Annotated in this window: 16 protein-coding genes and 3 pseudogenes; 11 read left to right on the forward strand and 8 right to left on the reverse strand. The window is 33.1% G+C overall.

Annotation, left to right across the window (positions count from 1 at the left end):
• The first annotated feature begins 22 nt into the window (after window positions 1-22).
• Both CO726_RS32575 and CO726_RS23275 read left to right on the forward strand, forming a co-directional pair.
• The gene (locus CO726_RS32575; protein WP_245916730.1) at window positions 23-130 is read left to right on the forward strand and encodes a transposase; all 108 of its coding nucleotides are present in this window, start codon (window positions 23-25) and stop codon (window positions 128-130) included.
• Between the two features lie 684 nt (window positions 131-814).
• Window positions 815-1,126, forward strand: a complete 312-nt coding sequence (locus tag CO726_RS23275; RefSeq protein WP_099685836.1) for an LCI fold-containing protein — start codon at window positions 815-817, stop codon at window positions 1,124-1,126.
• Between the two features lie 230 nt (window positions 1,127-1,356).
• Here CO726_RS23275 and CO726_RS23280 read toward each other — a convergent pair whose 3' ends face one another.
• From CO726_RS23280 to CO726_RS23310, 6 genes and pseudogenes are all read right to left on the reverse strand, one after another.
• The gene (locus CO726_RS23280) at window positions 1,357-2,367 is read right to left on the reverse strand and encodes a phosphotransferase enzyme family protein (protein WP_099685837.1); all 1,011 of its coding nucleotides are present in this window, start codon (window positions 2,365-2,367) and stop codon (window positions 1,357-1,359) included.
• A gap of 106 nt (window positions 2,368-2,473) precedes the next feature.
• Entirely contained in the window at window positions 2,474-2,854 is a 381-nt protein-coding gene (locus tag CO726_RS23285) for a DUF6262 family protein (protein WP_099685838.1), read from the reverse strand.
• Window positions 2,841-4,946, reverse strand: coding sequence for a tyrosine-type recombinase/integrase (locus CO726_RS23290; protein ID WP_099685839.1), 2,106 nt, complete (start codon window positions 4,944-4,946; stop codon window positions 2,841-2,843). Before CO726_RS23290 ends, CO726_RS23285 begins: the two co-directional genes overlap by 14 nt.
• 3 nt (window positions 4,947-4,949) lie before the next feature.
• Complete coding sequence (locus CO726_RS23295; protein ID WP_099685840.1) at window positions 4,950-6,080, reverse strand: tyrosine-type recombinase/integrase; 1,131 nt, start codon at window positions 6,078-6,080, stop codon at window positions 4,950-4,952.
• A 597-nt stretch (window positions 6,081-6,677) separates the two neighbouring features.
• A pseudogene (locus CO726_RS23305) lies at window positions 6,678-7,693 on the reverse strand (IS4 family transposase); the annotation flags it as partial.
• 103 nt (window positions 7,694-7,796) lie between these two features.
• On the reverse strand, window positions 7,797-8,285 hold the full coding sequence (locus tag CO726_RS23310) for a CPBP family intramembrane glutamic endopeptidase (protein WP_099685841.1): 489 nt from the start codon (window positions 8,283-8,285) through the stop codon (window positions 7,797-7,799).
• 251 nt (window positions 8,286-8,536) lie between these two features.
• Between CO726_RS23310 and CO726_RS23315 the strand changes: the two genes are divergently transcribed.
• The 5 genes from CO726_RS23315 to CO726_RS23335 all read left to right on the forward strand — a co-directional run bounded on the left by CO726_RS23315 (window position 8,537) and on the right by CO726_RS23335 (window position 14,295).
• A complete protein-coding gene (locus CO726_RS23315; protein ID WP_000854592.1) occupies window positions 8,537-8,764 on the forward strand; it encodes a hypothetical protein in 228 nt (75 codons plus the stop codon).
• Between the two features lie 82 nt (window positions 8,765-8,846).
• Window positions 8,847-10,241 (forward strand): glycosyltransferase family 2 protein, encoded by a 1,395-nt coding sequence (locus tag CO726_RS23320; RefSeq protein WP_099685842.1) that lies wholly within the window; start codon window positions 8,847-8,849, stop codon window positions 10,239-10,241.
• A 102-nt stretch (window positions 10,242-10,343) separates the two neighbouring features.
• The gene (locus CO726_RS23325) at window positions 10,344-10,694 is read left to right on the forward strand and encodes a PH domain-containing protein (protein ID WP_099685843.1); all 351 of its coding nucleotides are present in this window, start codon (window positions 10,344-10,346) and stop codon (window positions 10,692-10,694) included.
• A gap of 81 nt (window positions 10,695-10,775) precedes the next feature.
• Complete coding sequence (locus tag CO726_RS23330) at window positions 10,776-12,995, forward strand: peptidase domain-containing ABC transporter (RefSeq protein WP_099685844.1); 2,220 nt, start codon at window positions 10,776-10,778, stop codon at window positions 12,993-12,995.
• A complete protein-coding gene (locus tag CO726_RS23335; protein WP_099685845.1) occupies window positions 12,988-14,295 on the forward strand; it encodes a putative HlyD family type I secretion protein in 1,308 nt (435 codons plus the stop codon). Before CO726_RS23330 ends, CO726_RS23335 begins: the two co-directional genes overlap by 8 nt.
• 25 nt (window positions 14,296-14,320) lie before the next feature.
• Here the strand turns inward: CO726_RS23335 and CO726_RS23340 are convergent.
• A pseudogene (locus CO726_RS23340) lies at window positions 14,321-14,700 on the reverse strand (DDE-type integrase/transposase/recombinase); the annotation flags it as partial.
• On the opposite strand from CO726_RS23340, the gene CO726_RS33035 reads away from it, so the two are divergent.
• The 3 genes from CO726_RS33035 to istB all read left to right on the forward strand — a co-directional run bounded on the left by CO726_RS33035 (window position 14,686) and on the right by istB (window position 16,542).
• Window positions 14,686-14,892 carry a hypothetical protein gene (locus CO726_RS33035; RefSeq protein WP_181950580.1) on the forward strand — a complete coding sequence of 69 codons (207 nt, stop codon included), beginning with the start codon at window positions 14,686-14,688 and terminating at the stop codon, window positions 14,890-14,892. The pseudogene CO726_RS23340 and the gene CO726_RS33035 overlap by 15 nt on opposite strands.
• Entirely contained in the window at window positions 14,885-15,601 is a 717-nt protein-coding gene (locus CO726_RS33040; protein ID WP_181950581.1) for a hypothetical protein, read from the forward strand. Before CO726_RS33035 ends, CO726_RS33040 begins: the two co-directional genes overlap by 8 nt.
• A gap of 197 nt (window positions 15,602-15,798) precedes the next feature.
• On the forward strand, window positions 15,799-16,542 hold the full coding sequence (gene istB / locus CO726_RS23350; protein WP_099685846.1) for an IS21-like element helper ATPase IstB: 744 nt from the start codon (window positions 15,799-15,801) through the stop codon (window positions 16,540-16,542).
• Window positions 16,543-16,573: 31 nt separating this feature from the next.
• Here istB and CO726_RS33230 read toward each other — a convergent pair.
• Window positions 16,574-17,063: pseudogene (locus CO726_RS33230) on the reverse strand (site-specific integrase); the annotation flags it as partial.
• Between the two features lie 220 nt (window positions 17,064-17,283).
• Between CO726_RS33230 and CO726_RS23360 the strand changes: the two are divergent.
• Window positions 17,284-18,573, forward strand: coding sequence for a hypothetical protein (locus tag CO726_RS23360; RefSeq protein WP_245916727.1), 1,290 nt, complete (start codon window positions 17,284-17,286; stop codon window positions 18,571-18,573).
• Window positions 18,574-19,082: the final 509 nt, after the last annotated feature.

The raw sequence follows: 19,082 nt of genomic DNA on the forward strand, positions 1-19,082 counted from the left end.
AGAGAAACTGCCAGCCACAGAGGTGTATGCTTTTTATTCATTACGATGGCAAGTAGAAATTCTATTTAAAACATGGAAATCTATATTTCGTATTCATGTAAGTAAAAGAATGAAACTAGAACGATTTTAATGTCATTTGTATGACCAACTTTTACGTTTATGTTTAGTCGCAAGCGTTGCTTATCAAATGCGAAGGCTTTTATGGGAGAAACAAGGAAAAGAAATGAGTGAGTTGAAATGTGCTTGTATGGTGCAGATTTATCTAAAAAAATACACGCTGCCCTTTTTTATACTGTCCAACATCCTGTTTCAGTGCTCAGCAGGCTCTTTCAAGATATCAGTCAAAATGGGAGAAAAGCACGGCGGTATAAAAAAGAACACCGTTTGAGATCCTAGGCTTAATAGGTAAATCAACGGATTAACTTCCAATGACTTCATAAAAAATAAGTACCATAGGAAGTTCTATTTGAGTATGTCCAAAATACAGGATTGTATTCAAAGATTGTAAAAGAAGTGCCTCCGATACTTTTAGCATCGGAGGCACTTCTTTAAATTTGATGGCTATGCCCAGATTTTGAGTGCCTTTTCTTTTGTTGAAATTCGATAAGATGTTAGTTTTCCAATCTAACATTGATAAGAGTGACAACTTTGATTTAATTATATATTAGAATTTATTTTCTTTGTATTGAGAAAGTGGGTTCCAAATATTCCTAATACTTAAATAAAATTTTCTGTATATTATAAATATTTACAGTAATGTAAAACGTGTTACAGTTAAGGTGCGAGTTATAAAACTATTAAAGGGGGGATTTTTATGTTCAAGAAATTAGTAGTGGGAGCATTAGCAACTGGTTTTGTATTAACAGGAGGTATGGGAGCCTCAGCTGCAACATCTACAGTTGATAATACTAATAAAAAAATTGATTCACCACAGCTGGCACCTTATAAAATGTATGAATATCATGATAGTTGTCCTCAGGTTATATCTGACTATCACATGTCATTGAGAAATGCAGATGGGATTTTCGCTAACGCTTTTACTGATCCATCATCAGGTATCACTTGGTACTTTAAAGGTTATGGTTATCATAAGGGCATTGGATGCTATGGGGGAACAAGGCATTAATCAAAGAAAAGACACCCAATTGAGTGATAAAAAAAGGAGAGTGAGATTTCACTCTTCTTTTTGTTGTACGCCTTCTACTTCCATGTAGTCAAAAACAAGTGCATGAATATCCTTATCAAAAAAAGAAAATTGTACGTTATCAAGACCTAAAGTTTAAAAACCTGCAACAATACTAGGTAAGTATATATTAGTCATGTTTAATATATACTTACCTTTTATGTTTAGTTCAACTAATTGATTAAAATTAATGATAAAAGTTTTTCGCCTCGCTGTTTATAAGTCTCTATATGTTTTTTTAATGTGACATTATTATTCGTTTCTAAAATTTCAGTTGTTTTCTTAACAAAATTCCAGTTAATACAACCTGATAGCCATATAAGTGAAGATAGTCGATGATAATCTTTTTTACTTAAAAAATCAGCAGAATTGTAACCTTTTAAAAAAGAGTTAGCGACTTTAGGTGACATTTCATGAGAATTAATTCCATTTGTTCTAGAATACCATTTTATTAACCAGGCTAAACCTTCAACTCTATCACTGTATCCAATTGATTCAAAATCCACAATTCCTAATACCCTTTTATTTTCATTCCAGATGATGTTAAGTGGATTTAAATCTGAGTGTAGGATAAAATCAAACTGCTTTGTATTCGCTTTTTTTATATGATGTTCAGTTATTTCAAGGTATTCCTCTATCATTTTTGAATTTTCTAATGATAGGTTGAGTGTTTTAACTTTATTACGGAGATTGTTAATAAATTGAGAGTACCCAACAAGGTGTGATTTTTGGGGGAATATGGAACTCTTATATATACTTGAAATATCATGAAATCTTCTTGCCACTCTTCCAAATTCCTCTGCAATATACTCATCACAATGAGTGATATGTTGACCTTCAATCCATTCAAATAATATAAAACGATAAACTTCATTTTTCCATTCAACAGTAGTAAATGGCTCATCTTCTGATATTGGGAATAAACGCATGAATGGGACGTTATTATTTACAAGGAATCGGCAAAACTTTGTTTGTTCATATAATATTTCATTAGTAATCTCTCCAAACACATTATTAGGTGATCGATTATATCTAATAAACCTTGCGGAATATGGTATTCCATCTACAACAATTTTATAGTGTAAGTCACTGTTCCAACTGTCTATATGTAACTCTTTTTCAATAACCAATGATTTGTTTCCTATAAAATAGGGAATGAGAGCCTTTTTTATTAATTGTTCCATTAGTTTTTACGTCTCCTTAGTATAAGTAAAATTACATGAAATCTAGTAAGGTTCTTTTTCGACTAACCTGTACTATTAGCTTGAGAAGGAAGGGAACATCGTTCCCTCAAATCTTTCTATAAACTTCAGCATAAGCAATCTTCAATTGCTCACGCAATTCTTTGTTTTGTTCCTCTAACTTCTTAGTTTTGCGTTTGAGAGAAGCAATAATGGCATCTTTGTTGTTCTCATCCATCTCTCTCTTAATCTGTTTAGGAGTAGGAACTTGTGATTGCTGCTTACGCAGAGACTCAATTCGTTTCCGTATTTCCATATTGTTGTAAAGAGTGGCTTTACTAACACCAGCTTCACTTGCCACGCTATTAAAGTTGATATTTTCACAAGCTCGTATGAGCCTTTGGATGGCTTTATCCACTTTCTGAAAGGTATTTTTTTTGCGCATTTCATGAAGCTGCTTGACGTGCGCTAATCGGTCATATGTCTTCATTTTGTACACCCATCTTTCGTTTTACTCGTTCTAGTCGACCAAATATGATATTTCCTTGTTTTATGGTATTTAAAATATCTTCATACCTTTTTAAATTAGTACGGTTCTTCGTAGCAGTGTCATGACGGCCGCGGTCTTCTAGTGCTTGTATCATCTTCGTTGTCGTCTTCATATGCAGTTCATATTTCTGTACGTCCAGCTCCGAGAAGCCGACCGCAAGGTCCTTACATGGACTGCCACCATTACAAGTCAAACATGGTGGTTCTTCCGCATATGGACAATTTCCATTAATTCGCGCATAACACGTACCATAGGGATTATCGATGGCATTTAGCTTATGATCCCGCCACAGTGCCTCTAAGATGTCGGTTGGAAGATCTTCATTCGGCTGCACTTGTTGAACTTCACCATTTAGGTCAAAGCTAAAGACTCCTTGCTTCATGACAGATTCAAAGGCTTTTCGTTTTGTATTGTCTAGTAAACGAGCATAACACATTGTCATTCCTGGAGAGGCGTGTGCTAATAACTCTTGAACTGTTAAAATATCAGCACCACCGTTCAACATTTTAACGGCATAAGTATGCCGGAATTGATGGGGTTTAAAGTGAAACAAGTTGCCATTTTCATCTCGAATATTTTGTTCTTTTGCAAAAATGTTAAGTTGCTCACGAACCCAGCTTTGGCAATATGGTCGTCCTCTTCGAGGCCCACTATAACGTACAAAAATATACCGATTGGGGTTATTCCTCTCATTACTGTTCTTTTTAGATTTATCAATAAGAGCTACAAGAACATTTAAAGCCAACTCATCATCAATAGGGATAGAATGCCCTTGTACATAGGTTTTCTTTATATCCGTTACTATCTGATATTTGTCATTTAGCTTTATTAAGCAATCTTGTGTCAATGTGAGTGTATCGGAGATACGAAGACCTGTCTTAAATACAATCCATATCAATGGTTGAACTTCAGGATGAAGGTGGTTAATTTTTTGAAACAATTGCTCCAATACATAATCTGGAATATAGTCAACGTGATCATAACTCTTTTTCCGAGGTTTTGGAAGGTCCTCTGAGAAAATAAGCGTTCTTGCACTCTTTATAGGAGCGATACTATATTCATAGGTTTGAAGATCCTCTAAAAAATTCCGAATCATAACTAAAATTGTCCTTACATACTGTTCAGGATGTGAATCTCTTCGTTTCAATTTGGTCTTCGCATAGTCATAGAGTTGTTCTATATATTTCAGCACATGTTCTCTGGACAATTTCCTTAAATCATGCCATTCAGATTCTAGTTCACATACAAAATTTATAAATTTAGGGATGTACTCCATGTAGGTCATTGCTGTTCCCCAAGACACGCTTCGTCCCAATAAACGCTGTTTAAAATATCTTTTTAGTTCACCACGGAAGTGTTTGTTTTCAATTTTCAAAAAATTGATATAATACTTATGGTGCGATTGATTGAATTCAATACCATACATTTGATTTAACACTCTGATATCCCATCTATCTTTCTCCCATTCATCACGGGAGTCAGCTAGCTGATAAATAAGAGAATGTATACTTCTTAGGAACTTAGCCTCAGCTGTATATACAATAGATTCTTTACATCCTTTTTTATTTACTCTCCTTTTTGTCTTAATGTTTTTTTCATTTAACCACCAAATCCATCTCTTTTCAGTCTTTTCTAAATCTAATTTTAAAAGTGAATCTATTTCCGGATATACTTCATTTAAGAATTGTGCTAACTTCTTTAATAAATTGCTTTTACCACCAAATATGTTTGTCAATGCCCACTCTTGATTAAATAACTTTTTATAAAAAATATATTTCAGTTCCAAATTTATAAAATAATTACGAGCTAAGAAATATAAACTCTTGCTACCTATCCTTTTTTGCTTATACCCCACGAATTCTTCCATTTCTGTTATAACGTCTAAATGCCAAACATCATTTGCTAAAAGATAAGAATTAGAGACACAATTACTTTTGTTTATTTTTTCTTTTATATAAGTAGTGAGCTCATCTTGAATTTTTTGATGAAACTTTTGTTGTTCTATAATAGGTTTAACACTTGTATCAATCATTCTTTACTCCTTATTATAATTTGTGCTAACTTGAAAAGCTGATTGTGCCTTTTCCCAATTCTTACGAATTTCTTCACTAGAAGGATGGACATACATGTTCATTGTGGTCTGAATGTTAGCATGTCCCAGTCGTTCCTGCACCTGTTTAATGTCTTTTGTTTCACGATAGAATAGAGTAGCGTGTGTATGACGCAATAGATGGGGATGTACTTTTATTCCTGTTTTCTCTCGTAAACGTTTAAAGAGTGCGCGAACATCCCAATCCGTCATTGGGAACCCTTTATTTTTACCATGTAGTTTTACGAACAGAAAATTTGTATCAATCTCCATTTCATCAATAACCTCGTAGAGGTAGTCATCGTATAAGTCCATAAGCTTTTGTGACACATAAATTTCTCGTTCGCCAGTTTTTAATTTAGCACCGTTTGATAATTCTCCTCGATCCCGTAAGCGTATGCGATGTCCATGTTTATGATCGAAAATGAAGTCTTCTAAAAAGAGTGCCAATGCCTCGCCAATTCGCAGTCCTGTCTCAAAGAGGAGAGAGATAAGAAAACGGTCACGTATATTACTAGTTGATACGTATAAGGCTTCTATTTCTTCTTTTTCTAAAATCTTCACCTTGCGGCGAAGCTCTCTCAGTTTAAGAATATTTTTACTTACAGGTTTACCTGCATTTACATGATGAAGGAAGCTTTTATACCGCCTCCGGTCTCCCATAAAGACTTCTTTCATAAGTCTGTCACGAACATCTTCTTCTAGCTCTTGATTGCGGTATAGGTAATCATAAAAAGCTGTAACCACAGTAACCGTAAGGTTTATTGTTCTCTCTGTCCTTTTTGCTTTTACTTCTTTAAAGGGAGTAACCTTATGACTGTTATATGGATTTCGCAACCATCCGACAAAGACTGCTAAGTCCTGTAAAGTAATCTCCATGTAGTTCTTATCAAATTCCCCTAGATAATCAAAATACTGCTTTAAGGCATAACAATATGTCTTTTGAGTATTGCTACTCTTTCCTGTTTGGTCTAGAAACTTAAGGTACTTTGTTACTGGTATTACAGGTTTTCCTTGTTCTTCTAGTAACAGATACCTCTTTTTATTACCATCTAGCTTCACTTCTTGAACTCTCAATCTAACCACCTCCTATAAATTAAACATGAGCTACATAATAAACGAGCTATACTAAAAATGTAAGCTACTGTTTACATTTCTAATATATATAAAAAGAGAGGATATTCGTCTCTATATTGAACGAATAATCCTCTCTTCATAATACTCTAATTAATGTACGTTTAGACACATTTTAGACACAGATTAACCGATTCCCTGTACGTTAAGGAATCGATTTTTATTTTTTAAAGGTTAGTTTCATTTCGTATTCTTTCATATTGAATTAGTTTTTTCATCGGATGTCGAGGGCTTCTCCAGTTCCCACATTAACTTTTTCTCCATGTCACCGGTGAAAACTTATGTTCTGGACTCATTTCGGTCAGTTCTTGCTGCTTTCGCACGTTATCGACTATCTCAGCCACCGGAATTGCGTATAACGAGGCTACGTCTACGTTCACTGTACGTTACAACCTGGAGATTTATCCAGATTCCTTTTGCACGTGATGTCAGAGGGCTTCGCCATGTCGCTTTCACTTCATGGTGCCTCTCAGGCTACGGGAGTGGAGTCTATTCTCCCAATTAGACTTTCACCAACTAGATAATGTGCCCTTATTTGGAGACGCCGATTTGCCAACGCAAAGAATACCAGTCATGTACCTGTCCCATCGGGACAATATCTGTAGGGGGTGTTTGTCATATATACATTGATACTACTGAGTCGTTTACTACGAGAAGAATATTTCATTCCTTTCTTTTTTTCTTACAGCTTGATCTTGTAATCGTTTTTGTTGTTGTTTTGTTAATCGATGAACAATTACACGAGCGGGCACTTTATCAATCATTCCTACATAAGCATCAGCTATTTCACATGTTTGTCCTAGTTGAAGGGAGTTCATTACCGTCTCCATATCTATCTGTATATACTCTGTACCTTTCTTAATTTTTCCGTCTTGAAAATAATTATAATTGGAATTTTTTGTAAAAGTATGTATTCAACTTGAGACGAGAGGTATAGTAGGCCTCTTTATCTTGTATATATCGAAGGTCTTTTAAATGAAAATAACCTAAATCTTGGATACACAAATCATTCACTGTCATAGTTGGGGCACACAGAGATCTGTAAGTACGATCATGTTGTTTACCTGGACCTGTATGAATATGTAGAAACTGTCCACTTAACAAATCATACTCAAGTTGAATTTTTAACCCAGCTGTATGGCTGCATCTTCCTGCACTTGGATAAACCGATGAAAATAAATCAGGGAGTAAAATATGGATATGCTTGAAAACAGAAGTATCTGGAGAAGAAATCGGCATGGATGAGGCCATTTTTTTGTTTAGTAGTTCAGCTAGTTTGTGTTGTAAAAATTGGACGGCTGCTTGATTAAATCGTTGATTTAGTCTTTCAGGACTGATGAGTACTGATGTTGCTGCTTCTAAACAGCTAGATAAATGAATTAAAGACGTCGTAGCGACATTTTCGTTCATTCATACACATAAAGCGACTAAATCTTTTGCTTGATACTTACTAGTTCGTTGTACAAAGCCAACATCTCTAGCAAGATATTTTGGGATAAGACTCTTTGAATTTCTTGAGCAAATAATTGTAATTCATTAGATACAGAAATAGACATACAAAAACGCCATCCTTTCCTATGATTCTACAGAAAGAATAGCGTATTTTTTTTTAGGGGGTACTTTAAAATCTTAGCTTGATAGCAATGTGAAGGGACCCTATTAAAAGAAATTTTTTAATAGAAAGGTAAATAAATTATGTAATGCATGGATTAAAAAAACAACCCAATAGGCGGAGGGGGCTTTGGATGTTTTTTCTTTCTTTTTTTGATAAATCCAATATGAGTATCCTAGAATGACACCCATTAGGGCGCTATAAACTATATAGGAAAGCCCATATGAGTGAATAGTTCCAAAAATAATGGCTGAAAGAAAAATCGTTGGGATATTATCGTATTTACGCACAAATGGAATATCTTTTAAAATCCAAAACAAAAACATTTGATAAAGGGATGTTTCTATTAGCGGGGCTACGACACAACCAGATATAACTTGCCGAATAAGAGAGATATCCTCAATCGGATTTCGTTGCGCGTCTTCTATCGGTATAAGAAAGGATAACAATGGTAGTACAAATGTAGCTATAGTCATAAGTATGATGAAATAAGGGAATCTTAAGTTATAAATAAAAAGATGTAAACGTTTCCGCATGATCTACTCCTTTGGCATGTTGTGAAATTATAAATCCTGGTTAGGAACTATGTATTTTACTTTACTATACTATTAATCATAATGATGGGCAAACTTGGAAAATGTGTACTGAATATATTATTCTGCAAATATAATCTAAGATTAATATTTTGTAAAAAACTATTGAAAACGCTTCCTTATAGGTGTACAATAAATATCGTAAGCTTACAATATATTTATATAATGATTTTAAAAAATGGAGGATGTTATGTATGAAAACTTTAAACAAAGAAAATAGTTTATTAAAAAATCTAGAAGAAATTGAATTAGAAGAAATTAATGGTGGAGGCTGGAGAGACCATCTAAGATGGGGCGCAGACTTTGGTAGAGGACTTGTATCTTTCCCTTATGGTTGCGGTATGGGTGACGCATATATTAAAGGTAGCACATACACTTCTAGTGGCGGTGGTTACTTAAAAGGATCATATGGTAGCCGTTAATAACTTTTATTAATAAATAATAGCTACAGGGTTAGTTTACAAAACTAACCCTGTAGCTATTACATTAAAGCAGGGATGATATATGACAAACTTTAATTATGTTTCAAAAGAATTAAGATATAATATAAATTTTTTTGAAATAGCATATAATAAATTATTAACAATGAATATTGATGATAATAGCTTATTAAAAAAGGTTAAGAAACGATTAGCATTGTTAAACCACATTCATAAATATTCAGAAGAAGTTAACGAATTACTTTCTGAATTACATTCAGGCACAGTTGATGAGATAAATCATTTAAGTGATATACAATTTATAGAAATGTTAAAAAGCTTTCTAGTCACTAAAAGAATTAAGGTTTCTGTGAATATCATGACTTTAAATGAAGAAAGATGTATTGAGAGATGTATTAGAAGTATTAAAAATTTTGCAGATGAGATTATTGTTTTAGACACTGGTTCTACTGATAAAACACTAGAAATCATACAAAAAAAATTCCCGGATGTAAAATTATATTGCACAGAGTGGAAAGATGATTTTTCGGAATGTAGAAATCAGTTAATAGATTATTCGACGGGCGATTGGATATTTCAGATTGATGCGGATGAGGATTTAGAAATCAACCAAGAGGATTTAAGGGATTTCTTAGAATTATTTTATGAATTTCCTAAATCTCCAATGGTTATCTGTCCGAAAATTAAAAATCATGATAACCAAGAGTTGGATTTTAATAAAAGGATTTTTAAAAAGAATGATAATCTCAGATACTTTGGAATGATCCATGAAGATTTACGTTATAATATCCAGAAAAAAGGGGCCGACTTAATCTATTTTACTACTGATTTTGTACTTAATCATGATGGGTATAAGCCAGAAATAATTGAATTAAAAAACAAATATAAAAGAAATCTAGATTTAGAAAATGAAATGGTACGCATTGAACCAGACAACATCAGATGGTTTTATTTCTTAGCCAGAGAAAGACAATTAGCTGGTTATTCTGATGAAGCAGTAATTCATACACTCGTACAAGGAATAAAGAATAGTAAAAATGAGCAAAAAAATAATCATTTTTATTTATTATCTCTTTTAATGTTAGCAGATCTCTATCATAATAATCATAATTTTGAAGCGCTACATGGAATTGCTAATGAATTATCTAATGGATTCCCGTATTGTATTGATGGATTATACTATAATTTAATCAGTAGCTGGGAATACCAGTCATCTCAAATTTCACTTCTTACCGAGAAAAGTTTTCAACATATGAGAAAGGTCGAATCTCCTTATTCCATAATAAATTCTAATGGGTATCATATCTTTTATCTATTAGGCATGTTGTATTTTAATGTGGGGAATTATGCAAAGGCTTTTCAAATGTTTTTTATAATAAAGGATGACATTATGCTAGATGAAATCAAATCAAACTTAAATGCTTTAAAAGATAATATTGAAAATTTTTTAAGTAAATAAATAGTATATCCTAACTACTGTAAATATTTTTATTTTGAGTTAGGATTTATGGCTAAGAGAGATAGATCCTAACTCAAAATAAAATTGTAAGGAGTTTTTGGAATGCAAAAGTCATTAGGAAAAATAAAGGAACAATTGGATTCTACTGAAAACATATTGTGTACATTACAATGTTCATTCGACCAATATGTCAACCGAAATTGTGCTCGTCCCGGCATATTAGTTGCCACTGAGCAAAGAATGATTTTTTACGGAACACCTTTTATGAATTTTAAAAACGAAATAGTTGAAGAATTCCTTTATGAAGGGATCTCTTCATTCACATTGAAAAAGAATATTTTCGGAATTCGAATCCAAATGCAGTACAATGATGAATTCTTGAAATTTAATAAAATTACGAATGCAGATGCTACTACATTTGTAGAAACAGTAAATACCCTACGTAAAAAGTAATAGCAAATTTCGTATCTGCCACTTTGATAATAAAATGTTTTGTAACTTAGCAGTTTTATCACTGAGAGAGAAGGTAGTATATTGGTTCGAAAGAAGTTTCGTTGTATCAAACAACACGATTTAAAAGACTGTGGTCCAGCTTGTTTAGCTATGATTTCACGCCACTACGGCCTTACAATATCCATATCAAAAATTCGAGAAATTGCTGGAACGGACCTACATGGCACAAACATTAAGGGTTTACTAACAGCGGCTAATAGATTGGATTTTGATACGAAGGGTGTAAAAGCAGAGAGCATAGATGCATTGTCAGAAATACCTTTGCCAGTTATTGCTCATGTCGTTATGGACGGTGGACTACTTCATTATGTAGTCATACACAAAGTAAAGAACGGTAAAATTTATGTAGCAGATCCAGCACAAGGGCTTGTTACATATACCTCGGTTGATTTCGGTCAAATTTGGCAAGGAATATTGATACTACTGGCTCCTCGTCAGAATTTCCAAAAAGGGAAGCAATCTCAAGGAACATTATCTCGATTTTTTTCACTGTTAAGACCTCAAATGAGCTTGCTACTTCCATTATTTGTGGCTTCTATTTTTTTTAATATATTTGGTTTTGCTGGCGCATTTTATTTTAAGTTCTTAATTGATGATATTGTGACGAAACAATTGCTACAAACACTGCATATAGTATCTATAGGAATTGTGATTTTATACATTTTCAAAGTATTACTCTCCTATTTTCGGACGCACCTTATACTATATTTAAGTAGACGGATGGATATTCAATTAATGCTTGGATATTATCATCATGTTGTAGGATTACCTATGAATTTTTTTGAAACCCGAAAAGTCGGTGAAATTATTTCCCGTTTTATGGATGCAAGTAAAATACGTGAAGCTTTATCGACAATTACTATTACATTAATGATTGATACAGTTATGGTTTTGTTGGGTGGTATTTTATTATATGTGCAAAGCTCCACTTTATTTGTAGTTACATTACTTCTCATCCCATTTTATATAGGAGTTATTTTTTTATTTCATAAGCCCTATCAGACCATAAATCGTAATGAAATGGAAAGCAGTGCTAAATTAACATCGTATTTAGTGGAATCATTAAATGGAATAGCGACAATAAAGTCCTATAATGCGGAAAAAGAAGTGTTTTTTCAAACAGAAAATCGCTTTGTAAACTTATTAAAACATATATTTAAAAGAGGAATGTTATCAAATTTACAAGGTTCTATTAAAATGGTTTTGGCACTTATTGGAGGTACTATTATTCTTTGGGTGGGAGCAATACAAGTTCTAAAAGGAAATATGACAATTGGCGAATTAATTACATATAATGCACTTTTAGGATATTTCTTAAATCCAATTGAAAATTTAATCGGTATTCAACCTACGATGCAATCTGCATTAGTTGCTGGCGAACGATTAAATGAAATTTTAGATTTAGATGGAGAAAAAGATGAAACAGAATATCGTAAAGTTTCTCCTAAAGCATTATCTGGGAAGATAGAGTGGTCAGATGTTACATTCCGATATGGAACACGTAAAAACGTGTTGGAGAATATCAACTTTTCGATTCAATCAGGTCACCAAGTCGCATTTGTAGGAGAAAGTGGTTCAGGTAAAACGACTATTGCTAAGTTATTAATGAATTATTATGAACCACAAAAAGGTGACATATATTATGACGAATTTCATATAAAAGAGGTTAATCGTACAGCACTAAGAGATCGTATTGCTTATGTATCACAAGATTCATTCTTCTTTAGTGGATCTATTTATGATAATTTACGATTTGGATTAGAACAAATGCTTTCGTTAGAAGAAATTATTCAAGCTTGTAAGAGTGCATGTGCGCATGAATTTATTTGTGATTTACCTTTACGCTATGAAACTCCTTTAGAGGAAAATGCTTCAAATCTATCTGGCGGTCAAAGACAGAGATTAGCTATTGCAAGGGCACTGTTAAAAAAACCAGATATTATTATTTTAGACGAAGCAACCAGTAACTTAGATTCAACAACAGAAAAGCATATTACAGATATGTTAAAAGACTTAGGGGTCAAAGGCATAACGGTTATCATGATTGCCCATCGACTTAGTACCATTCAACATGCCAATAGAATTTTTGTAATGGGAAAAGGAAATATCCTTGAAAAAGGGTCTCATGAGGAATTATTAACTCAAAAAGGAGAGTATTATCGTTTATGGAAAAATCAAACCGTTCATGCGGAGTATCTCGAGACTGAATTTGATGCAATGCGAGGTGGACAATATGGTTAAAATATACTCTTTTGATGAATTAACTGATAGTGTTGAGTTATTAGAAAGAAAACCGCCTCGTTTTATAGCTATATTGTTGAGTTTTCTTTTTTTGTGTCTATTAGTTTTTGCTATTTGGGCATATGTTGGTAAAGTAGATATTGTTAGCAAAGGTACTGCTATAGTTGAAGGGAAATCAAATATCAGTACAATTCGTACGCAAATTGTAGGTATTGTAGACACTATTTCTGTGCAATCTGGTGATGAAGTAAAAAAAGGAGAGACCTTAATCCAATTGAAGAACCAGGAGTTAACAGGTAAACAGAATCAACTAAATAACATTATACAACATGTAGAAGAACAAAAAGCAATGTTAGAACAACTAAAACAGAGTATTAAATCTGAAAAAGCAATTTTTTCTAAGGATTTAGATCAAAAAATACGTGATGAATACAAGGCATATGAGCAAGGGTATCAAGCTTTAGAAAAAGAACAGGATAATGAGATTAAATCTCTCATGAAAAATAAGATACCTAACGAACAAGATGAGTTTTTACAAGGGTTACTTGCGGAAAAGGAAAACATACAAAGAGAGCTGAAATTTACTCAAAAACAGAAAGAAAAGACGACATCAGAACAAATCGATTCAATTAATGAAAGGATTCAATCATTAGAGGCGCAACAAACTAATGTAGAAAAAAGAGTCGAACAAAGAAAAGTAGCATTAGAAAATGAAAGAAGTAAAATTGAATCAGTTAAGGAAGGAAAACAAGAGCAAAAGAAATTTACTTTAGGAAAATATAAAGAGGATGCTATTGTTTCAATTAATCAGCGTATTCAGTCAGTAGAGCAAGAACTATTTGTAAAAAAACAAGAAATGGATAGCTTACATCATCAAGGTGAAACGACTGTTATAAAGGCACAAAAGGATGGTATTATACAATTCCCCTCTATTTTACAAACAGGTGATTTAGTCGACTCAGGTCAAGAGTTAATATCGATTATTCCAAAGGAAAATATCAAAAAGATAAAGATATTAATGCCTGCTCAAGAAGTAAAAGGGATAAAAAAAGGAGACAAAGCACAGTATTCCTTTAAATTAAAAAAGACCGATAAGCAAGTTGGGACTGTAACTTATATATCTGCCCATCCTATTTTTGATAAAGATTCCAAAACATATATGTATGAAATGGAAGCTTCAATTGATACAAATGCATTTGATGAATTACATATGGGAATGGTAGGCAGAGTTTCTGTCGTGACGGGTGAAGAATTCATTTGGAAATTTATTTTACGTAAGTTAGATTTTATTTCTAATTAGTCTAAAAGGAGAAATGGAGTAACTATTAGGGTTCTAGTGCAAAGATAAAATGGAAACCAGTAAAACGCATAGCTACAAATTCAAGCAATTGATGGATGAATTCTTTCTGGTTTTGGACAGACTGGTCCCGTAAATCAATCTGTTCTTTTTTATCAAATGCATAGCCTCTACTCCCGAAAGAATAGATGTAGCTGTGTCAAAGCATTTGAACCCTAGCATAGAATGGATTCGTTTCTTTATAAAGCGATGATCTTGTTCTACTATGTTATTCAAGTACTTTTGTTATCTAAGTTGCATACCGTTAGGTATGCTTTTTTCTTTTTTTAACTGTTCAATTGCTATAGGATAAGCTGGATTCTTGCCGACCGTTATAACACGAGGCTTTGAAACATGAAAAGACCGCAAAGGGGTGAGGCACAAGTGGACTTTGGGAATATGACAGCTGTGCAAGATGGAGCATATAAAGATATTAAAGCACTTATTCTGAGCTTTCCTCACAATAATGCAGCATTTGTGTATCCACTTCCAGCAGAAAGAAGGTTTAAAGCAATTATTTCACCAAGCCGGAGGCGTTCCTACACATGTAAGAATGGATAACTTATCAGCAGCTATCGTAAGTATTGGAAAGGGAGACCAGAGTACGTATACAGATGCCTTCCTTCGTTTCCAAATGCATTACAATTTCGAAACCCAACCTTGTAATCCTGCGAGCGGACATGAAAAAGGAAATGTGGAACGTAAGGTAAGTTATACTCGAAATAACTGGTTCGTTACAGCCCCGATTATGAAAGATTTTGCGGGACTAACAGAATGGCTGCAAGAACAAATGATAGAAGATCGAAAGCGCCCTCATTATGATAAAGGAACCTTGATAGAGGAACTTTGGCAAGAAGATAAACTGCAACTTAAACCGTTACCATTGGAAGACCTGGAGGTCTTCTCCTTAGATAAGGCTACGGTGAACAAGTACGGAGAAATTACAGTGGATCAAGAACGTTTTGTAATCCGAAAGGCGCGTATGAAGCAAGTTATTGTCGTGAAAAAGGGATGGGATCAGTTTACTTGTTTTACAAATGATGGAGAGATTATTTATGAGGATTATAGACCATATATGAATGTGAATAGAGAAATTCCTTGGGATGAAATTTTAGGTGATTGGGAGAAAAAGCCACGTTCTATGCGTTATTCACGTTTTTTTCCTTATTTGCCCGATAGGGTACAAGATTATCTTCTTTTCAAGAAAGAAGACAGCAAAAAGCGGATTACTGGTTTACGCAAACTTTTAACAAACTACTGTTTACAGTAACTCCATGAACTTCTTCAACAAGAAGAACGATTAGAGAGAGACCCTCACGAACTCGGATTTCTTATAGAGGCTAAAAACATTTCTTACCCAGAGAAATGGGACGAAACGCATACTCCAACAGTCCTAGTGGACTATGAAACAGATTTAGGTCAATATGATCGGAAACTCTGTCCATCACTAGAAGGAGGGCTATAGTAATGACTCTACAGACATTACAAACAGTTTGTAAATCTCTTCATCTAGCGCATGTGGTTGACAATTATAGTAGCATCACATTTGAAAATAAAGAGCAATTTCTTTGCGATGTATTAAGTCTAGAGATAGAATCTCGTCAGACAAAGAAAATTGCACGTCTCATGAAGAAAGCTAAGTTTCGAGAAGTAAAATGGTTGCAGAAATATGAATGGGGAGATCAAATCCATTTTCCAGCTACAGTGAACCAAGAGCAAATCTGCGACCTTCAGTTTCTTCAAGGAAAGCAAAATCTCCTTCTACTCGGTTCCCCAGGAACCGGGAAAACGCATTTAGCTACCGCTTTGGGATTAAAAGCTTGTGAGGCGGGACATGAAGTACGTTTCTTCCGAGTAGCAGACTTAGTAGCTCAGTTGGAGGAAGCGTTGAAACAAGGGAGTTTATCTCGACTAAAGAAACAGATCGAAGCTTGCGAGCTACTTATTCTAGATGAACTTGGGTATGTTCCCTTTCAAAAACAAGGAGCGGAGCTTCTGTTTCATATCAGCGATGACTGTTATGAGCAAAAGAGTGTAATTGTCACATCTAATTTGGAGTTTGGACAGTGGAATCGTATATTCGGGGATAACCGCTTAACTTCTGCATTGGTGGACCGGTTGGTCCATCATGCCCACATTATTGCATTTACAGGAGAAAGTTATCGCTTGAGACACGCTCTTTCTTCTGCAACTTCAGACATGAACCTTTAAGAAAAAAGAGAACTGCAAGCCTCTGCACTTTCTGCTTGCAAAAAACAACAAGGTCCTTTTTTTTATAATAATTTATAGCATAGGTATGCCGTAGTTTATGTGGAATGCGTTTCTCATCGGATGCACTTGAATATTTGTTACATAACTTCTTTTTTATCATGCTGAAAAAAACTGTATTTTTTAGCGAGATATATCTTTTAAGATTTCACCATAATCATTTGCTAAAATTTGAAGAAAGGCTACATCATTTTTTCATTAAATATCATGTTTGTAACGTCGTCTGCTCTTGATGCTGCATCTACTTTCTCCTTATGCAGCTCAAATTTCTCCATTACATTACGTGAGATGTACTTTTCCCTTTGTTCATTTTCTGTATTCTGAGCTAAGTACTTGAATAGGGATTTTAAAGCAGAGCAAGTTCTGTTAATAACTCTTGTTTTAATGGCTACACCATGGAGATATCTTTGAAAAGCTCTAGCTTCATTTAATGGTAAACTTTCTAATGTTGAAATTGGTACATTTGGAGTTAGTATAGTCATACGGACACTTCCTCCTTGAAATCCATTGTAGGGACTTAACTAAGTTGTGTCCATATGACTATACTAACTCCACTAACTCCATATTGTAGATGAGCTAAGAGTTTCCCAATTAATCGCTTTACAGCAATTAATATCCCTGTATAACTTAGAACATAAACATACAGGTTTCTTACATACATCTTTTAAAAATAGATTTTTATTAATGCCAGTCAAAGCTACAATTAATGAGAAAACTTTCTTTATAAACGTTATATTAACGATTTTTAAACATGGTTATTGTATGTTACATTGCTCGATTAATGCAACAGATATTGATATAGACCTTCTAAATACCAGTGTGTGGAATGTTCACTTTGATAAAATTATGTTCCCTGAAAGGATGATAAACAACTGTACATCTATGGAATATAAAAAGAAAGCTAGATGTAACAATATGAATGATATTACATCATTATTTTTGGAATATTTATCAAAATATCTCGATATACAAGATCAAATTAATACAACAAAATATAATCATTTAAACTTAATTGATTATTCATATAGACCTAAAACCTTTGAAGAAGATAATATTTCAAAGCCATTGAAGGCTAGCCTTTATCAATTATTATTTGCGCCAGTTTCAGAGTTTACTATGAATAGCGATATGAATATAGGTACAGTATTGAATAATAAGAAATATGATTTTAATTTGCATTTTCGTTCTTATGCGAACCACAATCGATTAATTAATATTTATAGCAGCCGAATTGAACAACCGTTTAAGTCTATGAGTGACTCCCCGTTTCCTGAGAGCTCACTTTACACTACTGCGATTGGCGGATCCATCAATTCTATAGAACTACTTATGCAAAAAAAACTTCAAAATGATAAAACAACTTCTTTAAATCTTAATTCTGCAATGACAATAAACGATTTAATTAAAATTAAAACTAATAATAATATTGAATATTTCCATGAATTCTCACAGTACTATTATTCATATGCTTCAGTAAACTCTTTTACAAATTACCTTGAAAATGCCTGCGATGATTATTTGAAAAATGAAATGGTAATAGAAAGGAATAAAAGATTGGAAGAGTTAATTACCTTAAGAAAAGAAAAATATGTTTCAAAATTCACTGCTTTAAGTCCAATATTAACAATTACTATTACCTTATTATTTTCTTTACCAACATTAAAGCAATTATTAGAATTGCTAAACATTGTAGAATATCTTCTACCTATATATTCTATAAGTAATTTTATCTTTATTATTTTTATATGTATTTTATATCGGGAATTAATTAAAGAAAAATCAATCAATTTATTTAATTACATTGTAAGAAACCTCCCTCTAATATCTAAATCTGTAAAAGAAAAAGTTTTAAGGTTGAAAAATTATAGCATTGCAAAATACAACAAATTATATGATTTTTTCAAAGGCAAGATATATAAGTTTCAAGAGAAAGTTTCTAAAATGGTTGAGTGCATAAAGCGTCGAAAAAAATGATTATAGGTTACTAAATACAGTTTATTTTTCAAAAATAAGAGACACATTCATACGTTGTTGTGCCTCTTATTCAATATAATAATGAAAAGAATGCTACTATCAAATATGTATTTTTAATTCGTTGAAACATAAAACCACTCCTTTTAATACCTAAAAGCTGTGCAGCGATTACTAGAGTGAAGTATGGTTTTAAAAAGTTATCCATTTAATCATAATATTATTTTATTATATTTATAAGATTTTATAAACTTAAATATAGAATGTAATGGTTGTGTGCCATATCTTTTATAACAATTATATCATTCAAATCATACATCTACTCAAGAGTTCGTTAAATCGGAATCTAACGAACTCTTGGATACTTAAAATTTATCTCTACTAAAGTGGAAGCGTATTAGATTTTTAGGTTTACAATTCACAGATAATCTAAGTTAAGGGATTATTTTTAGTTGAGAAATGAATAACAGATGTTAATGATAGCGATAATTAAGGGGTTTTTAATAGAGATT

It is taken from the genome of Bacillus fungorum (genome assembly GCF_002746455.1).
Classification (GTDB): domain Bacteria; phylum Bacillota; class Bacilli; order Bacillales; family Bacillaceae_G; genus Bacillus_A; species Bacillus_A fungorum.

Coding starts and splice junctions, on each gene's coding strand:
- CO726_RS33035 (WP_181950580.1), top strand. CDS start 14,686: ATGAAAAGACCGCAAAGGGGTGAGGCACAAGTGGACTTTGGGAATATG.
- CO726_RS33040 (WP_181950581.1), top strand. CDS start 14,885: ATGGATAACTTATCAGCAGCTATCGTAAGTATTGGAAAGGGAGACCAG.
- CO726_RS23285 (WP_099685838.1), bottom strand. CDS start 2,854: ATGAAGACATATGACCGATTAGCGCACGTCAAGCAGCTTCATGAAATG.
- CO726_RS23280 (WP_099685837.1), bottom strand. CDS start 2,367: ATGGAACAATTAATAAAAAAGGCTCTCATTCCCTATTTTATAGGAAAC.
- CO726_RS23335 (WP_099685845.1), top strand. CDS start 12,988: ATGGTTAAAATATACTCTTTTGATGAATTAACTGATAGTGTTGAGTTA.
- CO726_RS23315 (WP_000854592.1), top strand. CDS start 8,537: ATGAAAACTTTAAACAAAGAAAATAGTTTATTAAAAAATCTAGAAGAA.
- CO726_RS23320 (WP_099685842.1), top strand. CDS start 8,847: ATGACAAACTTTAATTATGTTTCAAAAGAATTAAGATATAATATAAAT.
- CO726_RS23360 (WP_245916727.1), top strand. CDS start 17,284: ATGCCAGTCAAAGCTACAATTAATGAGAAAACTTTCTTTATAAACGTT.
- CO726_RS23290 (WP_099685839.1), bottom strand. CDS start 4,946: ATGATTGATACAAGTGTTAAACCTATTATAGAACAACAAAAGTTTCAT.
- CO726_RS23275 (WP_099685836.1), top strand. CDS start 815: ATGTTCAAGAAATTAGTAGTGGGAGCATTAGCAACTGGTTTTGTATTA.
- CO726_RS23325 (WP_099685843.1), top strand. CDS start 10,344: ATGCAAAAGTCATTAGGAAAAATAAAGGAACAATTGGATTCTACTGAA.
- CO726_RS23310 (WP_099685841.1), bottom strand. CDS start 8,285: ATGCGGAAACGTTTACATCTTTTTATTTATAACTTAAGATTCCCTTAT.
- istB (WP_099685846.1), top strand. CDS start 15,799: ATGACTCTACAGACATTACAAACAGTTTGTAAATCTCTTCATCTAGCG.